Origin of the sequence: Flagellimonas abyssi (assembly GCF_019457905.1) — a bacterium.
In the GTDB taxonomy this organism is placed as follows: Bacteria; Bacteroidota; Bacteroidia; order Flavobacteriales; family Flavobacteriaceae; genus Flagellimonas; species Flagellimonas abyssi.
In genome coordinates this window covers 1-21,974 of sequence record NZ_JAHZSV010000035.1, presented here as the reverse complement: position 1 = coordinate 21,974, position 21,974 = coordinate 1, and the positions used below count along the sequence as shown (strand labels likewise).

23 protein-coding genes are annotated in these 21,974 nt (G+C 41.4%); 10 read left to right on the top strand and 13 right to left on the bottom strand.

The window, feature by feature from the left end; translation table 11 throughout:
* The first annotated feature begins 3 nt into the window (after positions 1–3).
* The gene (gene aat / locus K1F36_RS17200; protein ID WP_258539128.1) at positions 4–648 is read left to right on the top strand and encodes a leucyl/phenylalanyl-tRNA--protein transferase; all 645 of its coding nucleotides are present in this window, start codon (positions 4–6) and stop codon (positions 646–648) included.
* Here the strand turns inward: aat and K1F36_RS17195 are convergent.
* The 3 genes from K1F36_RS17195 to K1F36_RS17185 are packed head-to-tail and all read right to left on the bottom strand — an operon-like array spanning position 619 to position 2,420.
* Entirely contained in the window at positions 619–1,305 is a 687-nt protein-coding gene (locus tag K1F36_RS17195) for a DUF2490 domain-containing protein (protein ID WP_220114898.1), read from the bottom strand. The two genes, aat and K1F36_RS17195, sit on opposite strands and share 30 nt — an antisense overlap.
* Positions 1,286–1,867, bottom strand: coding sequence for a hypothetical protein (locus K1F36_RS17190; RefSeq protein ID WP_220114897.1), 582 nt, complete (start codon positions 1,865–1,867; stop codon positions 1,286–1,288). The genes K1F36_RS17195 and K1F36_RS17190 overlap by 20 nt, the downstream gene beginning before the upstream one ends.
* On the bottom strand, positions 1,857–2,420 hold the full coding sequence (locus tag K1F36_RS17185) for a DNA-3-methyladenine glycosylase I (RefSeq protein WP_220114896.1): 564 nt from the start codon (positions 2,418–2,420) through the stop codon (positions 1,857–1,859). The genes K1F36_RS17190 and K1F36_RS17185 overlap by 11 nt, the downstream gene beginning before the upstream one ends.
* Before the next feature lie 120 nt (positions 2,421–2,540).
* Here K1F36_RS17185 and K1F36_RS17180 point away from each other — a divergent pair, with 120 nt between their 5' ends.
* The 5 genes from K1F36_RS17180 to K1F36_RS17160 all read left to right on the top strand — a co-directional run bounded on the left by K1F36_RS17180 (position 2,541) and on the right by K1F36_RS17160 (position 8,351).
* Entirely contained in the window at positions 2,541–3,230 is a 690-nt protein-coding gene (locus tag K1F36_RS17180; protein ID WP_220114895.1) for a TetR/AcrR family transcriptional regulator, read from the top strand.
* Positions 3,220–4,890, top strand: coding sequence for a peptidase domain-containing ABC transporter (locus K1F36_RS17175; protein ID WP_220114894.1), 1,671 nt, complete (start codon positions 3,220–3,222; stop codon positions 4,888–4,890). The genes K1F36_RS17180 and K1F36_RS17175 overlap by 11 nt, the downstream gene beginning before the upstream one ends.
* A gap of 5 nt (positions 4,891–4,895) precedes the next feature.
* The gene (locus K1F36_RS17170) at positions 4,896–6,251 is read left to right on the top strand and encodes an HlyD family secretion protein (RefSeq protein WP_220114893.1); all 1,356 of its coding nucleotides are present in this window, start codon (positions 4,896–4,898) and stop codon (positions 6,249–6,251) included.
* A complete protein-coding gene (locus tag K1F36_RS17165; RefSeq protein WP_220114892.1) occupies positions 6,235–7,650 on the top strand; it encodes a TolC family protein in 1,416 nt (471 codons plus the stop codon). The genes K1F36_RS17170 and K1F36_RS17165 overlap by 17 nt, the downstream gene beginning before the upstream one ends.
* Before the next feature lie 80 nt (positions 7,651–7,730).
* Positions 7,731–8,351, top strand: a complete 621-nt coding sequence (locus tag K1F36_RS17160; protein ID WP_220114891.1) for a thioredoxin family protein — start codon at positions 7,731–7,733, stop codon at positions 8,349–8,351.
* Here the strand turns inward: K1F36_RS17160 and K1F36_RS17155 are convergent.
* From K1F36_RS17155 to K1F36_RS17135, 5 genes are read right to left on the bottom strand one after another with little or no spacing between them, the layout of a single operon-like run.
* Positions 8,334–9,053 carry an energy transducer TonB gene (locus K1F36_RS17155; RefSeq protein ID WP_220114890.1) on the bottom strand — a complete coding sequence of 240 codons (720 nt, stop codon included), beginning with the start codon at positions 9,051–9,053 and terminating at the stop codon, positions 8,334–8,336. The genes K1F36_RS17160 and K1F36_RS17155 overlap by 18 nt on opposite strands.
* A 47-nt stretch (positions 9,054–9,100) precedes the next feature.
* Positions 9,101–9,805: a tRNA pseudouridine(55) synthase TruB gene (truB, locus tag K1F36_RS17150; RefSeq protein ID WP_220114889.1), complete on the bottom strand. Its 705-nt coding sequence runs from the start codon at positions 9,803–9,805 to the stop codon at positions 9,101–9,103.
* A 30-nt stretch (positions 9,806–9,835) separates the two neighbouring features.
* A complete protein-coding gene (locus K1F36_RS17145) occupies positions 9,836–10,630 on the bottom strand; it encodes an undecaprenyl-diphosphate phosphatase (protein WP_220114888.1) in 795 nt (264 codons plus the stop codon).
* Positions 10,631–10,897 (bottom strand): DUF3098 domain-containing protein, encoded by a 267-nt coding sequence (locus tag K1F36_RS17140; RefSeq protein WP_207028086.1) that lies wholly within the window; start codon positions 10,895–10,897, stop codon positions 10,631–10,633. It abuts the gene before it with no gap.
* Between the two features lie 9 nt (positions 10,898–10,906).
* Positions 10,907–11,785, bottom strand: a complete 879-nt coding sequence (locus tag K1F36_RS17135; protein WP_207030675.1) for a cell division protein FtsX — start codon at positions 11,783–11,785, stop codon at positions 10,907–10,909.
* 89 nt (positions 11,786–11,874) lie between these two features.
* Between K1F36_RS17135 and K1F36_RS17130 the strand changes: the two genes are divergently transcribed.
* The 3 genes from K1F36_RS17130 to K1F36_RS17120 all read left to right on the top strand — a co-directional run bounded on the left by K1F36_RS17130 (position 11,875) and on the right by K1F36_RS17120 (position 17,189).
* Entirely contained in the window at positions 11,875–15,003 is a 3,129-nt protein-coding gene (locus K1F36_RS17130) for a leucine--tRNA ligase (RefSeq protein ID WP_220114887.1), read from the top strand.
* Between the two features lie 286 nt (positions 15,004–15,289).
* On the top strand, positions 15,290–16,390 hold the full coding sequence (gene ald, locus K1F36_RS17125) for an alanine dehydrogenase (RefSeq protein WP_220114886.1): 1,101 nt from the start codon (positions 15,290–15,292) through the stop codon (positions 16,388–16,390).
* Between the two features lie 97 nt (positions 16,391–16,487).
* Positions 16,488–17,189, top strand: a complete 702-nt coding sequence (locus K1F36_RS17120; RefSeq protein ID WP_220114885.1) for a zinc metallopeptidase — start codon at positions 16,488–16,490, stop codon at positions 17,187–17,189.
* Positions 17,190–17,276: 87 nt separating this feature from the next.
* Here K1F36_RS17120 and K1F36_RS17115 read toward each other — a convergent pair whose 3' ends face one another.
* The 4 genes from K1F36_RS17115 to K1F36_RS17100 form a co-directional block, all read right to left on the bottom strand.
* Entirely contained in the window at positions 17,277–17,795 is a 519-nt protein-coding gene (locus K1F36_RS17115; protein ID WP_220114884.1) for a ferritin, read from the bottom strand.
* A 118-nt stretch (positions 17,796–17,913) separates the two neighbouring features.
* Positions 17,914–18,237: a hypothetical protein gene (locus tag K1F36_RS17110; protein ID WP_220114883.1), complete on the bottom strand. Its 324-nt coding sequence runs from the start codon at positions 18,235–18,237 to the stop codon at positions 17,914–17,916.
* A gap of 38 nt (positions 18,238–18,275) precedes the next feature.
* The gene (locus tag K1F36_RS17105; RefSeq protein ID WP_108245901.1) at positions 18,276–18,746 is read right to left on the bottom strand and encodes an Lrp/AsnC ligand binding domain-containing protein; all 471 of its coding nucleotides are present in this window, start codon (positions 18,744–18,746) and stop codon (positions 18,276–18,278) included.
* A 48-nt stretch (positions 18,747–18,794) separates the two neighbouring features.
* Complete coding sequence (locus K1F36_RS17100; protein WP_220114882.1) at positions 18,795–20,168, bottom strand: saccharopine dehydrogenase family protein; 1,374 nt, start codon at positions 20,166–20,168, stop codon at positions 18,795–18,797.
* 79 nt (positions 20,169–20,247) lie between these two features.
* Between K1F36_RS17100 and K1F36_RS17095 the strand changes: the two genes are divergently transcribed.
* A complete protein-coding gene (locus K1F36_RS17095; RefSeq protein WP_220114881.1) occupies positions 20,248–20,631 on the top strand; it encodes a DUF423 domain-containing protein in 384 nt (127 codons plus the stop codon).
* An 8-nt stretch (positions 20,632–20,639) separates the two neighbouring features.
* On the opposite strand, the gene K1F36_RS17090 is transcribed toward K1F36_RS17095, so the two are convergent.
* On the bottom strand, positions 20,640–21,212 hold the full coding sequence (locus K1F36_RS17090) for an SH3 domain-containing protein (RefSeq protein ID WP_220114880.1): 573 nt from the start codon (positions 21,210–21,212) through the stop codon (positions 20,640–20,642).
* Positions 21,213–21,974: the final 762 nt, after the last annotated feature.

Genomic DNA, 21,974 nt, shown 5'->3' with positions numbered 1-21,974 from the left:
TTTTTGAACAAGAGATTGGAGTTTCCTCCCGTTGATAATGCCAGTGAAGATGGTTTGCTCGCAGTAGGTGGAGACCTTTCACCGGAGCGATTGCTGCTGGCCTATAAAAATGGTATTTTTCCATGGTTCAATGATGACTCACTGATTTTATGGTGGACGCCCGACCCAAGGATGGTGCTGTTTCCACATAAAGTAAAAGTGTCCAAGAGCATGCGAAAAGTAATCCGGGATGGGTCATTCGTGCTAACTCAAAACACCTGCTTTGAACAGGTGATCGACTACTGTGCCCAAATTCGTCGTAAAGGCCAAGATGGCACATGGATTACGCCCGAAATGAAAACCGCTTACATGAAGTTGTTCGAAAAGGGGCATGCAAAATCCTATGAGGTCTGGGAAAACGAAGATTTGGTAGGAGGACTCTACGGAATTGACCTAGGGCATGTGTTCTGCGGGGAGAGCATGTTCAGCTTACGGGCCAATGCCTCAAAGTTTGCATTTATACAAATGGCCAAAGAATTGGGTGAGAAAGGGTATCGGGTTATAGATTGTCAAGTGCACACCGATCATTTGGAAAGTTTGGGTGCCGAACTGATTCCCAGAAAGGAATTTGTTGCGCTGCTACAAGGAGATTTGGGCACTAGTGAGTAAAAAGAGAATATGTTCTGGGACACTGGCGGTGTAATCCTCGATGCGATATTCCACTCCTATTTGCAATTTCATGCCACTGTGCAACTCCCAGCCCACTTGCCCGACCAAGCGTATATCGTATTCAGGTGAATTTTGTTTCGCCACGCTCAACAAATTTTCAAAGCTTCCTACAAAATAAGGTTCACCGGGATTTAATTTCTCTCCCATTAATGGAAAATCCAGGGCAAAGCGGTATCTAAATCTATGGGTGGTCAGGGAATTGGTGATTCGCTGCTGGGCTCGGAACCTATGTCCAAAACGTATGGCGAACGGCTTGTGCGTTACATTGTATTGTTGCGTGAATCTAAGTTCGTTCTCCCTGCTATTGTAAAACCTGTACATTACACCAAGAGCAATACTTTGGTTATCCTTGATCTCAAGTTTTGAAAAGTGGGTAAAATCCAATTGCTTCACCCTAAATGTAACATCTTCGTTCTCGTAAACGTAGTTCCTGTTGGCGATGGCAAAATTATGGGAATAAGCACCCGCTACCTGATAATTTACAGCAAATTGTGGCTGCCAGTAACTTGTTAGGTTTTCTTGACCCCTTACGGATACCGAAGTTATCAACAGTAATAACGAAACAAATAAAATCCGTTTAATAAAGTACGTGATCATAACTAGGGGGAAAGGATTTTCGCAATCGTATCAACTGCCCTTCATAATCGAACAGCGCCTCGTATTCTTGAAAACCACCACTTTCTTTGGCAGAAAAGACCAATTCGTAGTTTACATCGGGCAGGATCAAGTTCTGAAATGCGTTGTGCAATGTCTTTTCAACCGACTTTTCTTCACGTAAGGGGTATTGTTGTTGAATTTTTTTTACTCTGTGTTTGTAGTGGTTTTTATCCAGGTAAGATTGAATGGCGCCCCATGTATCGTTCGGAATGTCCCTTACCTTTATTTTAAACTCTACATCTTCCAATGTCCCTTGTTCATCGAACTCAACGCTATAGCGCAATCGCCCTTTTTTAAACTTTGCTTCGTAGCTTTTTTTGGTGCTATCTATTTCTTGGTAAAAACGCACTCGTTTGGCATCTTTCAGGTAATCTTCAATTAACAGATAAGCGCTGTTCGGGAAGTCAGCCTTGTCTATTCTGGATTCCTGTTCGTACTTGTTTTGCGCAGATGTGATTTGCACAATACCAACGATTACAAATAGGAGGTATTTAAACTTCATGGTATCTAAAACAGTTTACTTCGTGGTCGTTGACCATGCCCGTGGCCTGCATGTGGGCGTAAATCACCGTACTTCCCACAAACTTAAAGCCTCGCTTTTTTAAATCCTTGCTGATAGTATCGGATAATTCGGTGGTTGCCGGAGCATTTTTATAGTTTTTCAACTTGTTTTTAATGGGCTTTTGGTCTACAAATCCCCAAATGTATTTACTAAAACTACCAAATTCTTTTTGGACTTCCATAAAAGCAATGGCGTTGGTGACCGTGGCATTGACTTTTAGTTTGTTTCTGACGATTCCTGGGTCTTGTAAGAGGGCATCAATCTTGGCTTGATTATATTTTGCAATCTTTTTGTAGTCAAAATGGTCAAAAGCCTGTCTAAAATTTTCACGTTTTCTTAATATGGTAATCCAACTCAGACCTGCCTGAAAGGTCTCCAAGATCAAAAATTCGAAAAGGGTCTCATCATTTTTGACAGGAACGCCCCATTCCTCGTCATGATAGGCTTCATAAAGGGTGTCACCCACGCACCAGCCACATCTATGTTTGTCCATAACAATCAATTTTAAGTAAAAGTAAGGCAAAATAAGAAATCGTTAAGTACAAGTTAAAGTGATGGATGTTAATAGTAATGCTATTATTTTTGCGAGACTTTGTTTTAAAAATGGGATAGCATGGACATTTTACTACAATCTGTGAAACTGGAAATCGATGAGAAACTCTATGTTAAAGACCCTGAATCGTCAGATTTGGGGAAGAAAATCGTAGAGCAGAGTATATTGTTGATTGATGAAATTGGTTTTGAATCTTTTACGTTTAAGAAATTGGGTGTTAGAATACACTCAAACGAAAGTTCGATTTACCGATATTTTGAGAACAAGCACAAGTTATTGCTTTATCTGGCTTCTTGGTATTGGGGATGGGTAGAGTACAAGATGGTTTTTTCTACCAATGCAATTTCCGACCCAGTGGAAAAATTGGCGGCTTCCATTGAAGTATTGACACAGACCGTAGAGGAGGACTCCTCCTTTTCGCACATTAACGAAGTAGTGCTCAACAAGATAATCATTAACGAGTATTCAAAGTCTTATCTTGTGAAAGAAATGAGCAATGATGGGGCGGAAGGGAGCTTTATTATATGCAAAAGGTTAGTGGGTCGTCTCAGCAATATGATTTCTGATGTGGACGGTGATTATGAATTTCCGACCAGTCTGGCCAGTAATGTGCTTGAAGGTTCGCTACACCAGAATTTTCTAAAATCACACTTTCCATCCCTCACAAACTGTAGTGAAGAGGTAACCCCTACCGCATTTTTCACGGATCTGATATTCCGCACACTAAATCAAAAAGTACATGGCCAATAAAAAAATACTCTCTGCCTGGCAGCGGCTAACCGGTTTGCTTTCCTTGGACAAAAAGGATATTCTTCAAATTTTTTACTACGCCATTTTTGCGGGACTGGTCAATCTTTCCCTGCCTTTGGGAATACAGGCCATTATCAACCTTATACAAGGGGCAAGGGTGAGTACCTCTTGGATAGTGTTGGTTGTACTTGTTACCATGGGGGTGGCCTTTGTTGGTGTTTTGCAGTTGATGCAGATCCGTATCATAGAGAACTTGCAGCAAAAGATTTTCACCAGATCATCGTTTGAGTTCGCCTACCGCTTTCCAAAAATCAAGATGAGTGAGCTTAGGTATTATTATCCTCCGGAGCTTGCCAATCGTTTTTTTGATACTCTTACTGTACAAAAATCCTTATCCAAAATATTGATAGATTTCCCGGCAGCTCTGCTACAGATAGTTTTTGGACTATTGTTGCTGTCGTTTTACCACCCTTTCTTTATTATCTATGGATTGTTGTTACTGGTCCTCATTTATATTGTGTTTAAATTTACTGCACAAAGGGGTTTGGACACCAGTTTGGAAGAATCCAAGATCAAATACAAAGTAGCCCATTGGGTTCAAGAAATCGCCCGTTCCATTATCAGCTTCAAACTTTCTGGTAAGACCTCCCATGCCCTTGAAAAGAACGACACGTTGGTAGATGACTATTTGGATGCGAGGGAAAGTCACTTTAGAGTGTTGGTATTGCAATTTATCCAGATGATAGGGTTCAAGGTTTTGGTTACCGCAGGGTTGCTTTTGATCGGGGGCCTCTTGGTGCTGGAACAGCAGATGAACATTGGTCAGTTTGTGGCGGCGGAAATCATTATTCTGTTGGTTATCAGTTCTGTGGAAAAATTGATTTTGGGTCTCGAGACATTTTATGACCTATTGACTTCTTTGGAAAAAATGGGGCAGGTCGTGGATAAGGAATTGGAACCACAAGAAGGGGAAACCCCGTTCAAAGAAAATGAGGGATTAACGGTGGAGCTGGAAGATATTGTGTACAAGGTGCCCGGATTGGATAAGAAAATAATAGACCACTTATCGCTCACTATAAAACCAGACACAAAATTGTTGATACAAGGAAAGAGTGGGTCGGGAAGGTCAACGTTATTAAGAATGATCGCCGGTATTCTAGAGCCGGATGAAGGCAAGATATATGTGAACAATGTAGCACTTAAAGGAATTAAATTGAGCCAGTATAGATCATATCTTGGTCATTCGTTGACGGAAGAATACCCCTTTGAAGGAACCTTATTGGACAATATTACCTTTGGTAACAAGGACATCTCTATGGAAGATGTGTATTGGGCCTTGGAAAAAGTAAGCCTATCAGAATTTGTGAAAGAGCAGCCGCAGGGGTTAAAAACCATTCTGTATCCTGAAGGAAAAAAATTCCCCGATTTTATCTCCAGAAAAATTGTTCTGGCACGAAGCATAGTGACCCGCCCCAAATTAATGGTGCTTAAAGATCCACTGGAGCAATATGATGAGGAAGGAACAGAGAAAATGATGGATTTCTTAACCGACCCTGCCAACGGATGGGCTTTGGTCGTTGTGAGCGAAAATCCCAAATGGGCAAAACGATGTAATCAGGTAATCCGAATGGAAAAAGGTAGATTGATCAACGTAAATTAAAGTTCATGCTGAATATTTCTTCAAATAATAAACTGAACGAAAAGGTGGATCTTACCGGCTACGAGGCAGGTAAAAAAGTGTTCCATAAGAGGCATTACAAACAGTTTAACCGCTTCTTGGCATCCTTTTCCATTATTGTTGTTTTTATGATGTTTCTGCCGTGGACCCAGAATATATCCGGTAGGGGGTATTTAACTACGCTAACTCCGGACCAAAGGCCACAAACAATCCAGTCCCCAATACCCGGACGGATTGAAAAATGGTTTGTAAGAGAAGGTCAATATGTGGAAAAGGGAGATACTATTTTGCATATTTCCGAGGTGAAGAGCGAATACTTTGACCCAGATTTGGTGGAGCGCACAGGCAAACAGATTATGGCAAAGAACATGTCCGTGACTTCTTATCAAGAAAAGGGGAAAGCCTTAAATCAGCAGATAAGAGCATTGAACCAAGAGCTCGGTTTAAAACTGGAACAAGCTAGGAACAAGTTGATGCAGTCAAAACTAAAGGTAAAGAGCGATAGTATAGACCTAGAAGCGGCCAAGACCAACATTTCGATTGCCCAAAGACAGTATGACCGAGTTGAAAAACTGCAGGATGAGGGGTTAAAGGCCGTTACCGATTTAGAAGAAAAGCGATTAAAATTGCAAGAGACACAGGCAAAGCTCATCAGCCAAGAAAATAAATTGTTGGCCAGTAAAAATGATGTGATCAATGCCCAAGTGGAAATCAATCGGGTGCGGGCAGAGTACACCGATAAAATTTCGAAGGCACAGAGTGATCTATATACGGCACAATCCAATCAATTCGATTCCGAAGCACAGGTCACCAAACTGGAGAACCAGTACACCAATTACGAAATGAGGAATGATATGATGTACATAAGAGCTCCTCAAAATGGATATATCACTAAGGCCATCCAATCTGGAATAGGAGAGACTTTTAAAGAAGGAGCACAATTGGTCGGGATAATGCCCTCGGATTATGATATTGCCGTGGAAACTTTTGTGGACCCGATAGATCTTCCATTGATCCATGTGGACGAAAAGGTACGTATCCAATTTGATGGCTGGCCAGCCATTGTTTTTAGTGGATGGCCCAATGTTTCCTATGGAACCTTTGGGGGGAAAGTGGTCGCTATTGAGAACTTTATCAGTCCCAATGGAAAATATCGTATACTGCTGGCCCCGGACGAGGAAGAAGCTCCCTGGCCCAAGGATATTCGGGTAGGCTCAGGAGCAAGTACCATGGCCCTGTTGGAAGATGTTCCCATTTGGTACGAACTATGGAGGCAGTTGAATGGCTTCCCACCAAACTATTATCAACCTCAAAACACAAGTGCAGATGCCGCAAAGAAATAGAAGATTACTTTTATTTTGTACCCTCTTTTTCTTTACTGTAGGTTCTTTTTACGCTCAGCAAGATTCTTTGGTACTGGGATTTAAAGAGTATTTGGGCTATGTAAAAAAATATCATCCTGTAGCCAAGCAGGCCCAATTGAACATAGCCATAGGGCAGGCCAATCTTATGAAGGCCAGAGGAGGGTTTGATCCCAAGGTCGAAGTAGATTACAATACCAAGGAGTTCAAGGATACCGAATACTGGGACCGCTTAAATGCCACCTTCAAGATACCTACCTGGTTTGGGATAGAGCTTAAAGGGAATTTTCAGCAGAATGAAGGATACTACCTTAATCCTGATGAAACCTTGCCCGATGATGGTCTGTACAGTGCCGGGGTATCCATGTCCGTTTTACAGGGGTTTTGGATAAACGAGCGTATGGCCACCCTAAGAAAGGCAAAGCTTTTTAGGGAGCAGACCAAAGCCGACCAAGACCTGCAGGTCAACCAAGTGCTATACAATGCATCCTTGGCCTATTTTGATTGGTTGAAATCCTACAGAGATGCTGAGGTATACAAAGATTTTTTAGAGAATGCAGAGATACGTTTTCAAGGGATAAAAGAGAGTGCCCTGGCAGGCGATATTGCCATGATCGATACCGTAGAGGCCAAAATTGCAGTCCGAAACCGTGATTTGGGATATCAGCAAGCAAAGGTCAATCTGATGAAAAAATCATTGGAGCTCAGTAATTTTTTATGGATCGAAGATGTTCCCGTTGAACTTCAACCTGGCATAGCCCCTAATCTGGAGCCCGAAATAGATATCAATTCAACCTTGGAGATAGATGGTATACCGTTGGACAGCTTTAATCTGGAAACACATCCAAAACTATTGTCCTTGGACTATAAAATAGAAGGGTTGGCAGTTGATAAAAGGTTAAAGGCCAACAAACTACTTCCAAAATTGCAAGCTGAATATAATTTTATTACTGAGACCCCGGAGTTCATCGATTCTTTTGTGACCGAAAATTATAAGGCCGGATTGAGTTTTCAGATGCCCATTTTCCTTAGGAAAGAACGTGGAGATCTAAAATTGGCCAAGTTCAAGCTTCGGGATGCTGAATATGAAAGGGATAACGCACAAGTCGAAATTCAGAACAAGGTGATTGCTATTTATAACGAACTGGATTCCTTTACGCAACAAAACCAGTTGATAACCGACATTGTTAAAGACTATACAACTATGTTGCGGGCCGAGGAACGAAAATTCAGTTTTGGAGAGAGTTCCTTATTTTTGATCAATTCACGTGAGAGCAAGCTCATCGATGCTTACCTAAAGCAGAACGAAATGCAGAACAAGTTTTTCTATACCAAGGCCATGCTGTTCAAGAGTTTGGCCATAAACCCAAAAACATTGTAAGGTTTAAATCCAATAAACAACCAATGACAAAAGTCACCTAACGGCTGAATGTATGGTACTACTTTTGAAAAAATGTTTTTATGGAAATACTGGAGAAGAATAGATTGGAAATAGTACAGGATTATCTGCAAAAGGCCATGGATTACTCAAGCTACCGCGCATTGGTTTCCAAGTTGGCCTTGACAGGTGGTTCCACCGGTCCCAATCAATCTGAAATATTTGTCAATTATACCAAATTGGGAGATAAACGAATGTCACGTTGGGAAAAAACATTCAAGATTTCCGAAGAGGTCCGGCAAAAATTAAAGTCCCTTGATAAGGAATTGGTCCTGCTCGTACTGACCGAAAGCTGGTGCGGTGATGCTGCAGCAAGTTTGCCGATTATGAATAAAATTGCTGAAGCAAGCCCAAACATAACATTAAAGATTGTGTTAAGGGATGAAAGTCTCGATTTAATGGATACTTTCCTTACAAACGGGGCGCGTTCAATTCCTAAAGTGATTGTATTTGACAAAGTCAATAATGAAATCGTTGGCGAGTGGGGTCCAAGACCTAGTATTGCCACCCAAATGGTGGAAGACTACAAAAGAGAGCATGGAAAGTTGACCGATGAGTTCAAACAAGAACTTCAGGTTTGGTACAACAAAAACAAAGGTCAAAATATTCTTGAGGATATCTTGGAGTTACTTCCCTTGGAATAAATAGGTTATCGTCCCTATTTGTGATGCTTTGGAATCCGGACTAAAACGTGCCTTTAGTGCATAGGCGATAGCGTTGTCCACTAAACAACCATTACTGGTTCCCGAACTTTTATCGTTGAAAGTGGCCTCGTTTACATATCCATTTTCGTCCACAGTAATGTTGATCACAACTTTACCGCCTTCAATACAAGTATAGATGGGTGGAGGAAGATAGTAGGCATTTCTTTCCAACAAAGAATAGGAGATGGAGGTACGTCTATCTTTTAAATAATTGGTAAACTCCTCTTTTTGAGCATCGCGTTCACCAAGTTTTTCTTTTTTCTCGTCTCGTTGTGCTTTCAACTGTTTTAATTGGTCCTCAAAACCTGAGTTATCGGCATACTCCCCCGATTCGCTGCTCATGGCCCTTTCTTCCAGTAGTTCTTCCAACGTTTTTAAGGGCTCAGGGTTCCCAACGCTGGGTTTTGCAGTCTCGTTCACGGCCATGTGACTTTTAATAGGGTCACTGTTGGCTGCCATTTCTTCCAATCGTTGTTCTTCCTCTTCAAGCAATTTTTCGATGTCCTCGTCGGCCAGGCTCATTTCAATGACATATTCATCCTCCTGTACGCCCCCCAAGTGAATATTGAAAAGCAATAAAATCACTATGGACATAGAGAAGAAAGTAATCAAAAGTGATAACTGGTTCTTGTTTAAGTTCATCGTTTATCTATAACCGCTTTTTTTCAAAATTATTTTATCCCAACCTTTTAGGTTGAAGCGTTTAATTCAAGGTTTTCCTTGAAAACATTGGGGCTTGTAGCATTATTTACGTTGAAATCACCTATTTTGGTTCTTCGGAGCTCGGATAAATAGGCTCCAGAACCCAATGCTTTACCAAAATCGTGTGCTAGGGAACGGATATAGGTTCCTTTGCTGCACACCACTCGAAAATCCAATTCGGGCAGGTCTATTCGGGTAATTTCAAACTCGGATATTTCTATTTTTCGTGATTTTATTTCCACTTCTTTCCCTTCGCGGGCAAGTTCGTACAATCGCTTTCCATCTTTTTTTAAGGCTGAAAAAATAGGAGGTACTTGATCAATTTCACCTAAGAATTGCGTTGTGGCATCTTTGATGGATGCATCTGTAATGTGATCGATGGGAAAGTTCCCGTTCACTTCGGTTTCCAGATCATAAGAAGGTGTAGTAGCGCCCAACGTGAAGGTACCCGTGTACTCTTTTACCTGTCCCTGAAGCTCTGGAATTTTTTTAGTGAATTTCCCCGTACAGATAATCAACAGGCCTGTGGCCAATGGGTCCAATGTTCCCGCATGACCGATTTTTATCTTTTTGAGGCTGAATTTTTTGCGAATGGCCCATTTCAAAGCATTAACGGCTTGGAAAGAGCTCCATTCAATAGGCTTGTCAATCAAAAGAATCTGACCGTTTAAAAAATCTTCTTTGGTGTTCAAAAACTTGGGGTTTTGGGCAAATATACTGATCTATCCCCAAATGCTCCACGCAAGGGCAATCAAACCTACGATCAAACAATAAATGGCAAAATAGGTAAGCTTGCTCTGGCGTACCAATTTGATCATCCAGGTACAAGCAGCAAGTCCAGCGATAAACGCTGCCACAAATCCTGCTCCCATGGCCACGGCTTGGTCGCCATGAAAAGAAATATCACCGCCCATCACATCTTTGGCGACTTTGCCCAAAATCAATGGGACCACCATCAAAAAGGAAAAACGGGCCGATTTTGTTTTGTCAACCCCTAAAAGAACTGCAGCCGAAATAGTCGCACCACTTCGGGAAATTCCAGGCAATATGGCCACGGCCTGCGCCATTCCAATGGCAAAAGCACTTCGGAATGATACATTTTTATCCGTGGTCTTGGCCAAATCGGCCAAATAGAGCAAAAATGCCGTGATGACCAACATAATACCAACGATTACGATGGCACCATCAAAAAACACTTCGATAAAATCATTCAAAAAAAGACCGACCAAAGCGGCAGGAATCATGGAGATGATGATTTTTAAGGAAAATTGGGTTTCCTCGTTCCATTTAAACTGAAAAAGACCTTTCAGAATATGAAAAACATCTTTTCGGAACACCACCAAGGTACTTAATGCAGTCGCAAAATGAAGCACTACGGTAAACAACAAACTTTCTTCAGGAACGGCCTGTGCTCCCAAAATGGCTTTTCCCAATTCTAAGTGACCGCTGGAGGAAACAGGTAAAAATTCGGTCAATCCCTGAATGATTCCAAGGATAATGGCGTCGATCAATTCCAATTATTCCTTCTTTTTCTTGTGAGGATTCAACAATATGGCGTAAACCTGAATGCCAAGACCGATAAGGATCAAGGTCGGTGCAAGGCGGATTCTTCTAAAATTGTAGATTTCAGGATTGAATACTTCGGGGTCGTCGCTTCCACCACCGCTCATCAAAATAAATCCAAGGGCAATAAAGGCAATACCTATAAATAGAAAGAGATAGTTTTTCTTTTGGAAAACAAACTCTTTTGCAGGTTTTTGACCGTTGTTGTTTTTCTTGCTCATGCTGCAAAGTTAATAATAAAGATCGTCCGTTCTCAGGTTTAAAAAGCGTTGTGTCGCAAAATGGGTACTGGCCCACGAAATAATCACACCCAGACCAAAGACACTAACGAACAAAATGATGAGAACAATATAATCTTGCAATAGATTCAGTTCAGGGAAATTTTTATCGATATAGTACACCAAAACACCAAGTCCGATCAAGGCGACAAAAGCTCCCGCCATCCCTAGTTTAATGTTCGTCCAAATAAAGGGTCTTCGAATAAACGTTTTGGTAGCGCCCACCATTTGCATGGTTTTGATGATGAACCTTTTGGAATAAATGGACAAACGGATGGAGCTGTTGATCAACAACACCGCAATGAGCGTGAATACGGCACTGGCCACCAGAATCCATAGACTGATTTTTCGTGCATTATTGTTCAGGAGGGAAATCAACGGTTTGTCGTAGCTCACTTCGTCCACGTAAGCCTTGTCGGCCAGTTCCTTTGCGATTTCGTCAATTTGTTCTGGAGAGACAAAATCAGCCTTCAAATTTACATCTATGGAGTTTTTCAAGGGATTGTAGCCCAAGAACTCTTCAAAATTTTCGCCGATATCCTCGCTATATTGCTCGGCCGCATCTTCCTTGGAAATGTATTCGGCAGACTTGGTGTACTCGGCAAGGGCCAAACTTTTCTGCAACTGATCTATTTCCACAGGTTTTGCACTGTCCTTCAAAAACACCGAAATGGTAATCTGTTCCTTAAAATGATCCGCTAATTTTTTGGTATTGAGCACCAAAAGTCCCAGAACCCCTAATAGAAACAGGACCAGGGCAATGCTCAAAGCCACGGAAAAGTAGGAGGAGATCAGTTTTCGACGCTGATATCGTTCAATATATTGGCTCATATAGTAGAATCAGTACGTAAAAATAGAAAAGTAAATTGTATTTAGGGGATTAAACCTATTTTTGCACACGAAATTGAACAAGATTAACAATGAATTACGATTTCCGCGAGATTGAGGCCAAATGGCAGAAGTATTGGGCAGAAAATGAAACTTTTAAGGCATCCAACGATTCCGAAAAACCTAAATTTTATGCATTGTCGATGTTCCCTTACCCATCAGGGGCAGGCTTGCACGTAGGGCACCCACTAGGTTACATTGCCACGGACATCTATTCGCGTTATAAAAGACATAAAGGATTCAATGTGTTGCATCCCATGGGCTACGATTCCTTTGGGTTGCCTGCGGAGCAGTATGCGATTCAAACGGGGCAGCATCCGGCTATCACTACGGAAAACAACATCAACAGATACCGTGAGCAGTTAGATCAGCTCGGTTTTTCTTTTGATTGGAGCCGCGAAGTGCGTACCTCCAACCCACAATATTATAAATGGACGCAATGGGTCTTTATCCAATTGTTCAATGCGTGGTACAACAAGAAATCCGACAAAGCGGAGAACATCTCCAGTTTGATTTCCATTTTTGAAAAAGAAGGAAATGCCAATGTTGAAGCTGTTTGTGATGATGATACTCCAACTTTTGATGCCGCCGCTTGGAATGGATTTTCAGAAAAGGAAAAACAAGAGATCGTCTTAAAATATAGACTCACTTATTTGGCGGATACCGAAGTGAACTGGTGTCCCGCCTTGGGAACCGTTTTGGCCAATGATGAAATCGTAAACGGAGTTTCCGAGCGTGGCGGTCATCCCGTGGTGCGTAAAAAAATGACGCAATGGAGTATGCGCATTACTGCGTATGCCCAACGTTTGTTGGATGGTTTGGACAAAATTGATTGGCCGCAACCTTTAAAGGATTCCCAGACCAACTGGATTGGACGTTCCGTTGGGGCTTCGGTTACTTTTAATGTATTGGACGCTGAGCGTAGTCGAAGCGACCAAGATGGGATTTCGACTCCGCTCAATCACCCATATCAAATTGAGGTTTTCACCACCCGTCCCGACACTATTTTTGGGGTAAGTTTTATGACCTTGGCTCCAGAGCACGAGTTGGTGGCCAAAATCACTACGCCAGAACAAAAAGCTGAGGTGGATGCTTACGTGGAAGCCACGGCAAAACGTTCCGAGCGTGACCGTATGGCCGATGTAAAAACCATTTCAGGGGCGTTCACGGGCGCATATGCAGAGCATCCGTTCACCAAAGAGCCCATTCCTATTTGGATTGGCGATTACGTGTTGGCCAGTTACGGAACGGGAGCGGTTATGGCCGTGCCCTGTGGCGATCAACGGGATTACGATTTTGCCAAACATTACCATATTGATATCCCCAACATTTTTGAAGGGGTCGATATTTCCGAAGAGGCATTTGCCGACAAGGAAAACACGGTCATTGCCAAATCTGATTTTCTAAACGGATTGCCGTATAAAAAGGCGATGAAGAAGATCATTACTGAATTGGAAAAGATCGGACACGGCGAAGGCAAAGTGAATTACCGCCTACGTGACGCCGTATTTAGCCGTCAGCGGTATTGGGGAGAACCCTTCCCTGTGTATTATGTGGATGGTATGCCGCAGATGATCGATGTAGAGCATTTGCCCTTGCAATTGCCCGAAGTGGAAAAATACCTCCCCACCGAAACGGGCGAGCCGCCATTGGGCAATGCTACAGAATGGGCCTGGGACACCGATAAAAATGAAGTCGTTTCCAATAATTTGATTGATCACAAGACCATTTTTCCTTTGGAATTGAACACGATGCCCGGTTGGGCGGGAAGTTCCCAATACTTTAATAGGTATATGGATCCACGGAATGATGACGCTATTTTCTCTCCCGAAGCCATCAATTATTGGCAAGATGTGGACTTATATATCGGAGGAAGCGAGCACGCTACGGGCCACTTGTTGTATTCCCGTTTTTGGCAGAAGTTTATGTTTGATATGGGTTATGTACCCAAAGACGAGTTTGCCAAAAAGTTGATCAACCAAGGGATGATTACGGGGACCAGTGCCTTTGTTTATCGACTCGGAAAAAAATTAACACTAAGAGAGATCAATAATTCTGACTCTTCTAAGAAGAGAGAAGATGGCAGGGATAATATCAATCTAAGGAATCAGATGATTCAAGATACTAAAGAATTTGAAGACTCAATTGTTAAAGATTTTGAAATAAGTAAGACAGTTTTTATTCCTTCTTTTCAGGGAGAAATAATGAAGCTTACCCCTTTTGAAACTTCATATAGACTACAAAATAAATTGCTCCAATATCTAAATGATGAAGATAAGTCCAAGGTCTTAAACAAGGAATGCTTTATCGATATATCTTTTGAGCCTGTCCACGTGGATGTTTCTTTGGTCAATGCATCCGATGAGTTGGATGTTGAAGGATTCAAACAATGGCAACCAGAATATAAGGATGCCGAGTTCATTCTAGAAGATGGTAAATACATTGTAAGTCGCGAAGTCGAAAAAATGTCCAAATCCAAATACAATGTCGTCAATCCAGATGCTATTTGTGAGGAATACGGGGCTGATTCGTTGCGTTTGTATGAAATGTTCTTGGGTCCCTTGGAGCAATCCAAACCTTGGAACACGGCGGGAATCACGGGAGTGCATTCCTTCCTTAAAAAATTATGGAAGCTCTATTCTCCCTTTATCGATTCGGACGCTGAGCGTAGTCGAAGCGTTACCGAATCGGAACCCACTGCCGAAAATCTAAAAACCCTGCACAAGACCATCAAAAAAGTGGAAGAGGATATCGAGAACTTCTCGTTCAATACTTCGGTGTCCACCTTTATGATCTGTGTCAACGAGCTGACAGCGCAAAAATGTACCAGCAAGGCCATTTTGGAACCGTTGGCCATTTTGGTGTCGCCTTATGCACCTCACATAGCTGAGGAGCTTTGGAGTCGTTTGGGTCATTCAAAGTCCATTGCCGAAGCACCCTTCCCCAAGTTTGAGGAAAAGCATTTGGTGGAAAGCAGCAAGGAATACCCGATATCCTTTAATGGTAAAATGCGCTTCAAGTTGGAGTTGCCATTGGATATGAACAAGGATGAAATCGAGGCCGCTGTTATGGCCCACGAAAAAACACTGGCGCAATTGGAAGGCAGAACACCTAAAAAGGTAATCGTGGTCCCGGGAAAGATTGTGAATATCGTGGGATAGTCTCAAAATACGATTATTAGACGAATTATTTAAGAATTTTATAGGAATACCCCCTAAAAAGCATGCCAATCGGCATGCTTTTTTATTATTACATATACACATCCTTTAAAAAATAGGGGTATATCATATAAAAAAGATTTAAAAATAATATAACCCCATAAAAATTAGGGTATAAATGTTAAAAAATGGTTATTTTGACATGATACCCCTGTTTTTTGTCGAGTATTTCTGTTTTTATTTGATTTTTTTATTCAACTTTGGCCCATCAACTGTAAAAAACAACATTATGACTGTTGGGATACCTAAAGAAATCAAAAACAACGAAAGCCGGGTCGGCATGACGCCTGCCGGGGTATTTGAATTGGTAAAGAACAACCACACCGTATATGTGCAATCTGGTGCAGGTGAGGGAAGTGGTTTTTTTAATCAGGATTACCAACGGGCAGGGGCCACTATTTTGGACACTATCGGTCAGGTGTATGCCATGAGCGATATGATCGTAAAGGTAAAAGAGCCCATTGCGGAAGAATATAATTTGATTCAAGAAGGACAGATCGTCTTCACATATTTTCACTTTGCATCGAGCGAAGCTTTGACCAAGGCCATGATCAAGAGCAAAGCCATTTGCATTGCGTATGAAACGGTGGAGGACGAAGACGGGACCTTGCCTTTGCTGACTCCGATGTCCGAAGTGGCGGGTAGAATGGCCATTCAGCAAGGAGCTAAGTATTTGGAAAAACCCGTGAAAGGGAAAGGGGTGCTTTTGGGAGGCGTTCCTGGCGTGTCCCCGGGTCGTGTTTTGGTGCTCGGAGCCGGTACCGTGGGTATTCAGGCTGCTAAAATGGCAGCAGGTTTGGGAGCCCAAGTAACCATTCTGGATGTGAACATGAAACGCCTAAGGTATGTGAACGATATCATGCCGAGCCATGTGGTGACCGGTTTTTCCAACGAATTCAATATCAGAAATCATATAAAAACGAACGATTTAATAATCGGTGGAGTCCTTTTGAAAGGAGCAAAAGCCCCTAATTTGATCACTAGGGACATGCTCAAGGACATGCATCCAGGAACCGTTATAGTTGATGTAGCGGTAGATCAAGGCGGATGTGTGGAAACCACCAAGCCAACGACCCATGAGGATCCCATTTATATTATAGATGATGTGGTCCACTATTGTGTAGCCAATATGCCAGGGGCAGTGCCTTATACTTCTACTGTTGCCTTGACGAATGTAACACTGCCCTATGTGCTAAAATTGGCCAACTTGGGATGGCGTAGTGCCTGTAAGTTGGATAAATCCTTGGAAAAAGGTCTCAACGTTGTTGAGGGTGAAGTGGTTTATAAAGAAATTGCGGAAACCTTTCACTTGGAACCTGTGTTAGCTTAATCAACTAACATTTTGACAGTAAAAGAGCCCTGCCATTATTTGGCGGGGTTTTTGCTTTTATATGGTATATTTATATTCAATTAAAAGTGATAAGACTATGATGACATATTATATATTGATCGGTGGAATTGCCCTGATCAGCTGGATGGTCAGCAACCGATTGAAGAGCAAGTTCAAAAAATATTCAAAGGTCCATTTGCGAAATGGTATGAGCGGTGCGGAAATTGCACAGAAAATGCTCGATGATCATGGAATCCGGGATGTAAAGGTGATTTCCACTCCCGGTATGCTCACGGACCATTATAATCCAAAAAACAAAACCGTCAACCTCAGTGAAGGCGTATATAACCAGCGTAATGCTTCGGCAGCAGCGGTGGCCGCCCACGAATGCGGACACGCCGTGCAGCATGCACAGGCTTATGAATGGCTTACGATGCGTTCCAAGCTGGTGCCTATTGTAAGCGTTACGTCCGGAATGTCCACTTGGGTGGTTTTTGGAGGTATTATGTTGATGGCCGCAACTGGTGTTGCTGGTGGTCTCGGATTTTACATCGCCGTAGCTGGTTTGGTCATGATGGGATTTGCGACCTTGTTCAGTTTTATTACACTCCCTGTAGAGTATGATGCCAGTAAAAGGGCATTGGTTTGGTTAAAACAGAAAAACATGGTGACCCAAGAAGAATATTCCGGAGCTGAAGATGCGCTAAAATGGGCAGCTAGAACTTATTTGGTGGCAGCATTGGGTGCTTTGGCGTCGCTATTGTACTGGGCCGTTCAGGTTTTTGGCGGCAGGGATTAAGAAATGATAGCATTACGGAACAAAAAAAGGGAGCCATTTGGCTCCCTTTTTATATGTTGTTCGGTTGTTCGAAGTTAGAAGAATGGATTAGTCAATCCAGTCCAAAATCTTGTTGTCTATCATCTGAAGACCCACACCTTCGGTACCGGTAACCTCTATCATATCCAAGATGTCCCTGATTGTGTTTTCCTCTTCAACTTGTTCCATTACAAACCAGTCCAAAAAGCGTTCAGTGGCAAAATCCCCGATTTCCCGAGCTTTTTTTACAATGTTGTGAATGGATTTGGTGACTTTCACTTCATGTTCCAAGGTAGATTCGAAAACATCAACAATGGATGAGTAATCATGGTTGATTCCAGTGACCTCTGGAGAAATTGGGTTTCCGCCCGTATCCACTAAAAAGTTGAAAATCTTCATCATGTGCCCACGTTCTTCTTCGGCTTGTTTGAAGAAAAACTTGGCACTGGTAAAGAAGCCGTTCTGCTCGCACCAAGAGGCCATGGCCAAATAGGTAGCGGAAGCATGGGCCTCCATTTTTATCTGTCCGTTGAGCAAATCCATAGACTCCACTTTAATGCTCATACTTTGTCTTGCTATATCTTTCATAATTACTATGATTTTAATCCTATTATAACAGTAAAGATACTGAATTTAAAGGCGTTTAAAAAGGAAGTGCCCTAGTTTTAAGGCAGTTTAAGACTTATTAAAAATAAGAGGGAAGGAGCTAAGAAATGGAAAATTCCGCAGTTTCTACAGAAAGCCCCAAGGATACGAAGCTGTGGTGGACCAGTTTCTTAAGATCTAATATTTCCAAGGTGTTCAGAACAAAAAGATGCTCTTTGTTGCATAGCATAAGGACTTCGAAGCCATGCGCGTTCAAATCGCTGTCAAAATGGTGCTCAATGTCGATACTCATCACCTTGTGGCGAAGAGCAAGCAACTGGCACAACGACATACGAACCATTTTTTGACCGAAATCAACATAAAAACAGCGCTCGTTGGCAGCTTGATATAGGGTGTAATATGTGGATTGAAATATTACATTCATGGGACAAATGTAATGTTTATTTAGATTCAATACAAATATCAAATTTGAATTTGTCGGTCAATTTGTTGATCTAATGATATAAAGGTTTCGGTCCGGGAAACACCTTCTATTTGTTGTATTTTTTTGTTGAGTACCTGCATAAGGTGCTCGTTGTCTTGACACAATACTTTAATAAGGATGGACCAGTTCCCCGTGGTGTAATGGCATTCCAAAACCTCGGGTATATCTTTTAATTGTTTTACGGCTTTTGGATTGGTCATGGCCTTATCCAAATAAATGCCAATGTAAGCCATGGTTGAGTAACCTAGAACCTTTGGATTGATTACGAATTTGGAGCCAGAAATGAGTCCTGAACTTTCCAGTTTACGAAGTCTTTGGTGAATCGCTGCGCCTGAAATTCCAATGTTCCTGGCAATTTCAAGAATAGGTTTACGGGCATCCTCCATTAGGTATCTTAGGATTTTCTTGTCAATCCCATCAATCTTAACCGAATTGTTATTGTTTTTCACAATTTCTATTTTGATTTGAAGTCAAATATATTCAAAATATACAGGAGATTAACCTGCAACGGAATCAGGATTGTAACCAAGATAAGGGACTTCATATTCCTTAAATTGTATTCCATTGGCTTTTAGTTCCTCTAAAATCGGCTTATACACTTCTTTTTTTATCGGAATTTGAACCCCTGGGGTGTTGATTTTACCATTCAAAATTTGCAACGTCGCCATGGCAACAGGTAATCCTACGGTTTTGGACATTGCGGTATAGGCACGGTTTTCACCGATTACGACCATATTGGCATCGATCTGCTTTTTTTCACCATTGAGCTCATATCCGAACTTATGGTACATAACTATCATGTCTTTTTCGTGCTCTTCAAGGGTCCAGCTGTCCTCCAATATGTATTGAAGCATTTGAGCCGGCGTTGCATTCTTCAAGGGTATTTTTTTGGTAGCATCAAAAAGGTTGAGCTCCAAAAGTTTTCCCCACATAATGTCGTCTTGGTCGATTTTTAAGTAGTGCCTCAATTTTAATTCGACCGAATCCGTGGGAGAATAGGGAAGAAAGAGATTTACAAATTCGCGGTACGACATTCCTTCCGAATTTTCGATAGAATAACTGTCGTCCGTCATACCAAGAATCACGAACATTTGCCACGCCTTGGAAAATCCGACCCTTCTCATGGTACCCCGGTATAATGTCAATGCATGTTGTAGGCCATAGGCTTCCCGGTATTTTAAGGAATCCCTGTTGGCATAGACCTCAAAAGTGCCATAGTCTTCAACTTCTAAAAACTCAGTTCTCCTGAAGAGTTTCTGATAAGGTATGTATTTGTAAGTACCCTCTTGGATAAATTTTGCAGTACCTCCCTGTCCGGCAAGCACCACATTTCTTGGATTCCACGTAAACTTATAGTTCCAAAGGTTGGTGTCACTTTCCGGGGCAACCAAACCACCTGTAAAAGATTCGAAGAGGAGCATTTTGCCTCCGGCATCCCGGATTCTGTCTATAACTTCCATGGCACTCATGTGGTCAATTCCGGGATCCAGACCGATTTCGTTCATGAAAACAAGGTTTTTTTCTTTTACCTCGGCGTCCAGTGCCCTGAGCTCATCGCTAACATACGAAGCGGTGATAAAATGTTTTTCAAATTCAATACAATCACGTGCCACATTGATGTGTAAACTTGCGGGTAGCATGGAAACAACAATAGAAGCCTCCGAAACGGCTTTTTTTCTATCAGCTTCGTTGAATATATCAAGGGAGAAAACACTACAGTTTGGATGTTTGGAAAATTTTTCGGGGATATTTTCGGGATGTAGGTCTCCGATTTTGAGACGAATATTTTCTCCGTCTGATTTTTTTAAAAGATAATCTAAAAGGTATGAGGTCGATTTACCAGCTCCTATAACTAAAATAGTACGGACCATGTGTTTTGTTTACTTTTGAATTGTATGGTCACTAAGGTATTAAAATGTTATATTTTTAAAAAAATAGTAAATTAAAGTTATGAACAGAACAATTTTATTGACGGGAACCATTATGGGAATGGTGGCCATAGTCTTGGGAGCATTTGGTGCACATGGATTGGAAAAATTGGTGGATAAGGATGCTGTGGATACTTTTGAAACAGGAGTTAGGTACCAGATGTACCATGCTTTATTCCTGCTGTTTTTGGCACTTTATAACGGGATAGCGGAAAAGACCAAAAAAATGGTCTTTGTTTCTGTTCTTTTAGGGGTTATCCCGTTCTCATGTTCGATTTATTTACTCGCATTGAACAAAGTGACCACTTTCGATTTTAAAGTAATCGGCTTTTTAACCCCAATAGGTGGGGTTTTTATGATACTCGGTTGGATGCTATTGGGGTATCGAATAATTAAATCCAGATAATTCTTGTTTTATTCTCTTCTTTTAGTAGTGTAATATCCAAATACCCAACCCTCTTTACCGTCAAAATTAACTTTGTACCAGCGATCGGAAACCCCATTTATTTCAACCAAGGATTCCCCTTGTGCTGTAATATGGCAGATGTTACCTTTTTCAACTTGAAACAGGATGTCGCTTGTAGTGCTTGGCTCACTTCTTACATTGGCCAAATCAGTTTTTATACCCAGTTTGTTGGAAGAAAGGTTTTCAAAGGAATCAAGTTCTTTAATATAGAAAGCTTCCCCTTGGTTGGTATCGTAAAGTGCTTTGTTTACGTTTTCTATCAATTTTGATTTTTTAAAATTGGGATTGGCCAGAATATTTTCCAATAATTCAAATTTCTTTTCGGGCGACTCTTCCATTGCCCGCCAATAGAGGATTCCAAGTTTTACGTCAATCTCATTCTGTATAGCATCAATATCCCCTTGAATCCACCCCTTTTTTTCTCTTTTCATGCTGGTCACTTCGTGCCAATCTTCCTGCTCCTCGCTCTCAAAGATTACAACCATGTCCATAGGTTCCAATTTTTTTCCTTCAAAGGTCATGATGTCCGGTCTTTTATAGAGTTCAGTTTCCTTTTCAATAATGGCCAGTTCGCCACCTAATGCAAAAAGGTGTTCGTATACCCAGCCCTCACTTCCATCCGAAAGTTGGACTTTTAGGTATTCTTTGTCATCTTCGGCTCAAGAAAGGTTACATTTTCCCCAAAATAAATTGTAGTTAGATATTTAGTGTCTTTTCGGCCAGGTTTGTCCCGTAACCCCACTTTGGGCCATAAACATATTGCCGATGAAGCTTTAGAAAGATTGTTGATGTCAGTATCCCCGATTTCAAGAATATCGGAATTTTCAGATGAGCCAGCTTTCTTTTCCGATTTCGAATTACAGTTCAAGCATAAGAAAAGTACGATGCAGATTAAGGTAATACCTTTTATGGTTTGCATATAAATATATTTTTGGATTCGAAATGTATTGGAAACAATCATAAAATGTTTGGCCCAATTGATGAATGGCCGTTTTGAATTGACGAATGAGGTAATTTTGTATTCAAATATTGATTTTTAAGTTTTTAGAACGATTTGTGTCAGAGATTTTAGGTTTTTAAGAAAGACCAATAATGTTTTGTGATCATTTGGAGGAATCAATTGGAATATCACATTTTAATCACAAAATCATCCAATTAAGTAGGTTTTAAAAGGAGTAAAACTGAATATTTCCTAGTTTTGTACCAACGCAAAAATTAAACTATGAAGGATTCTGCTCCAGCCACGAAAACGATTTCGTTAAATGTTTACGGAATAAACCACG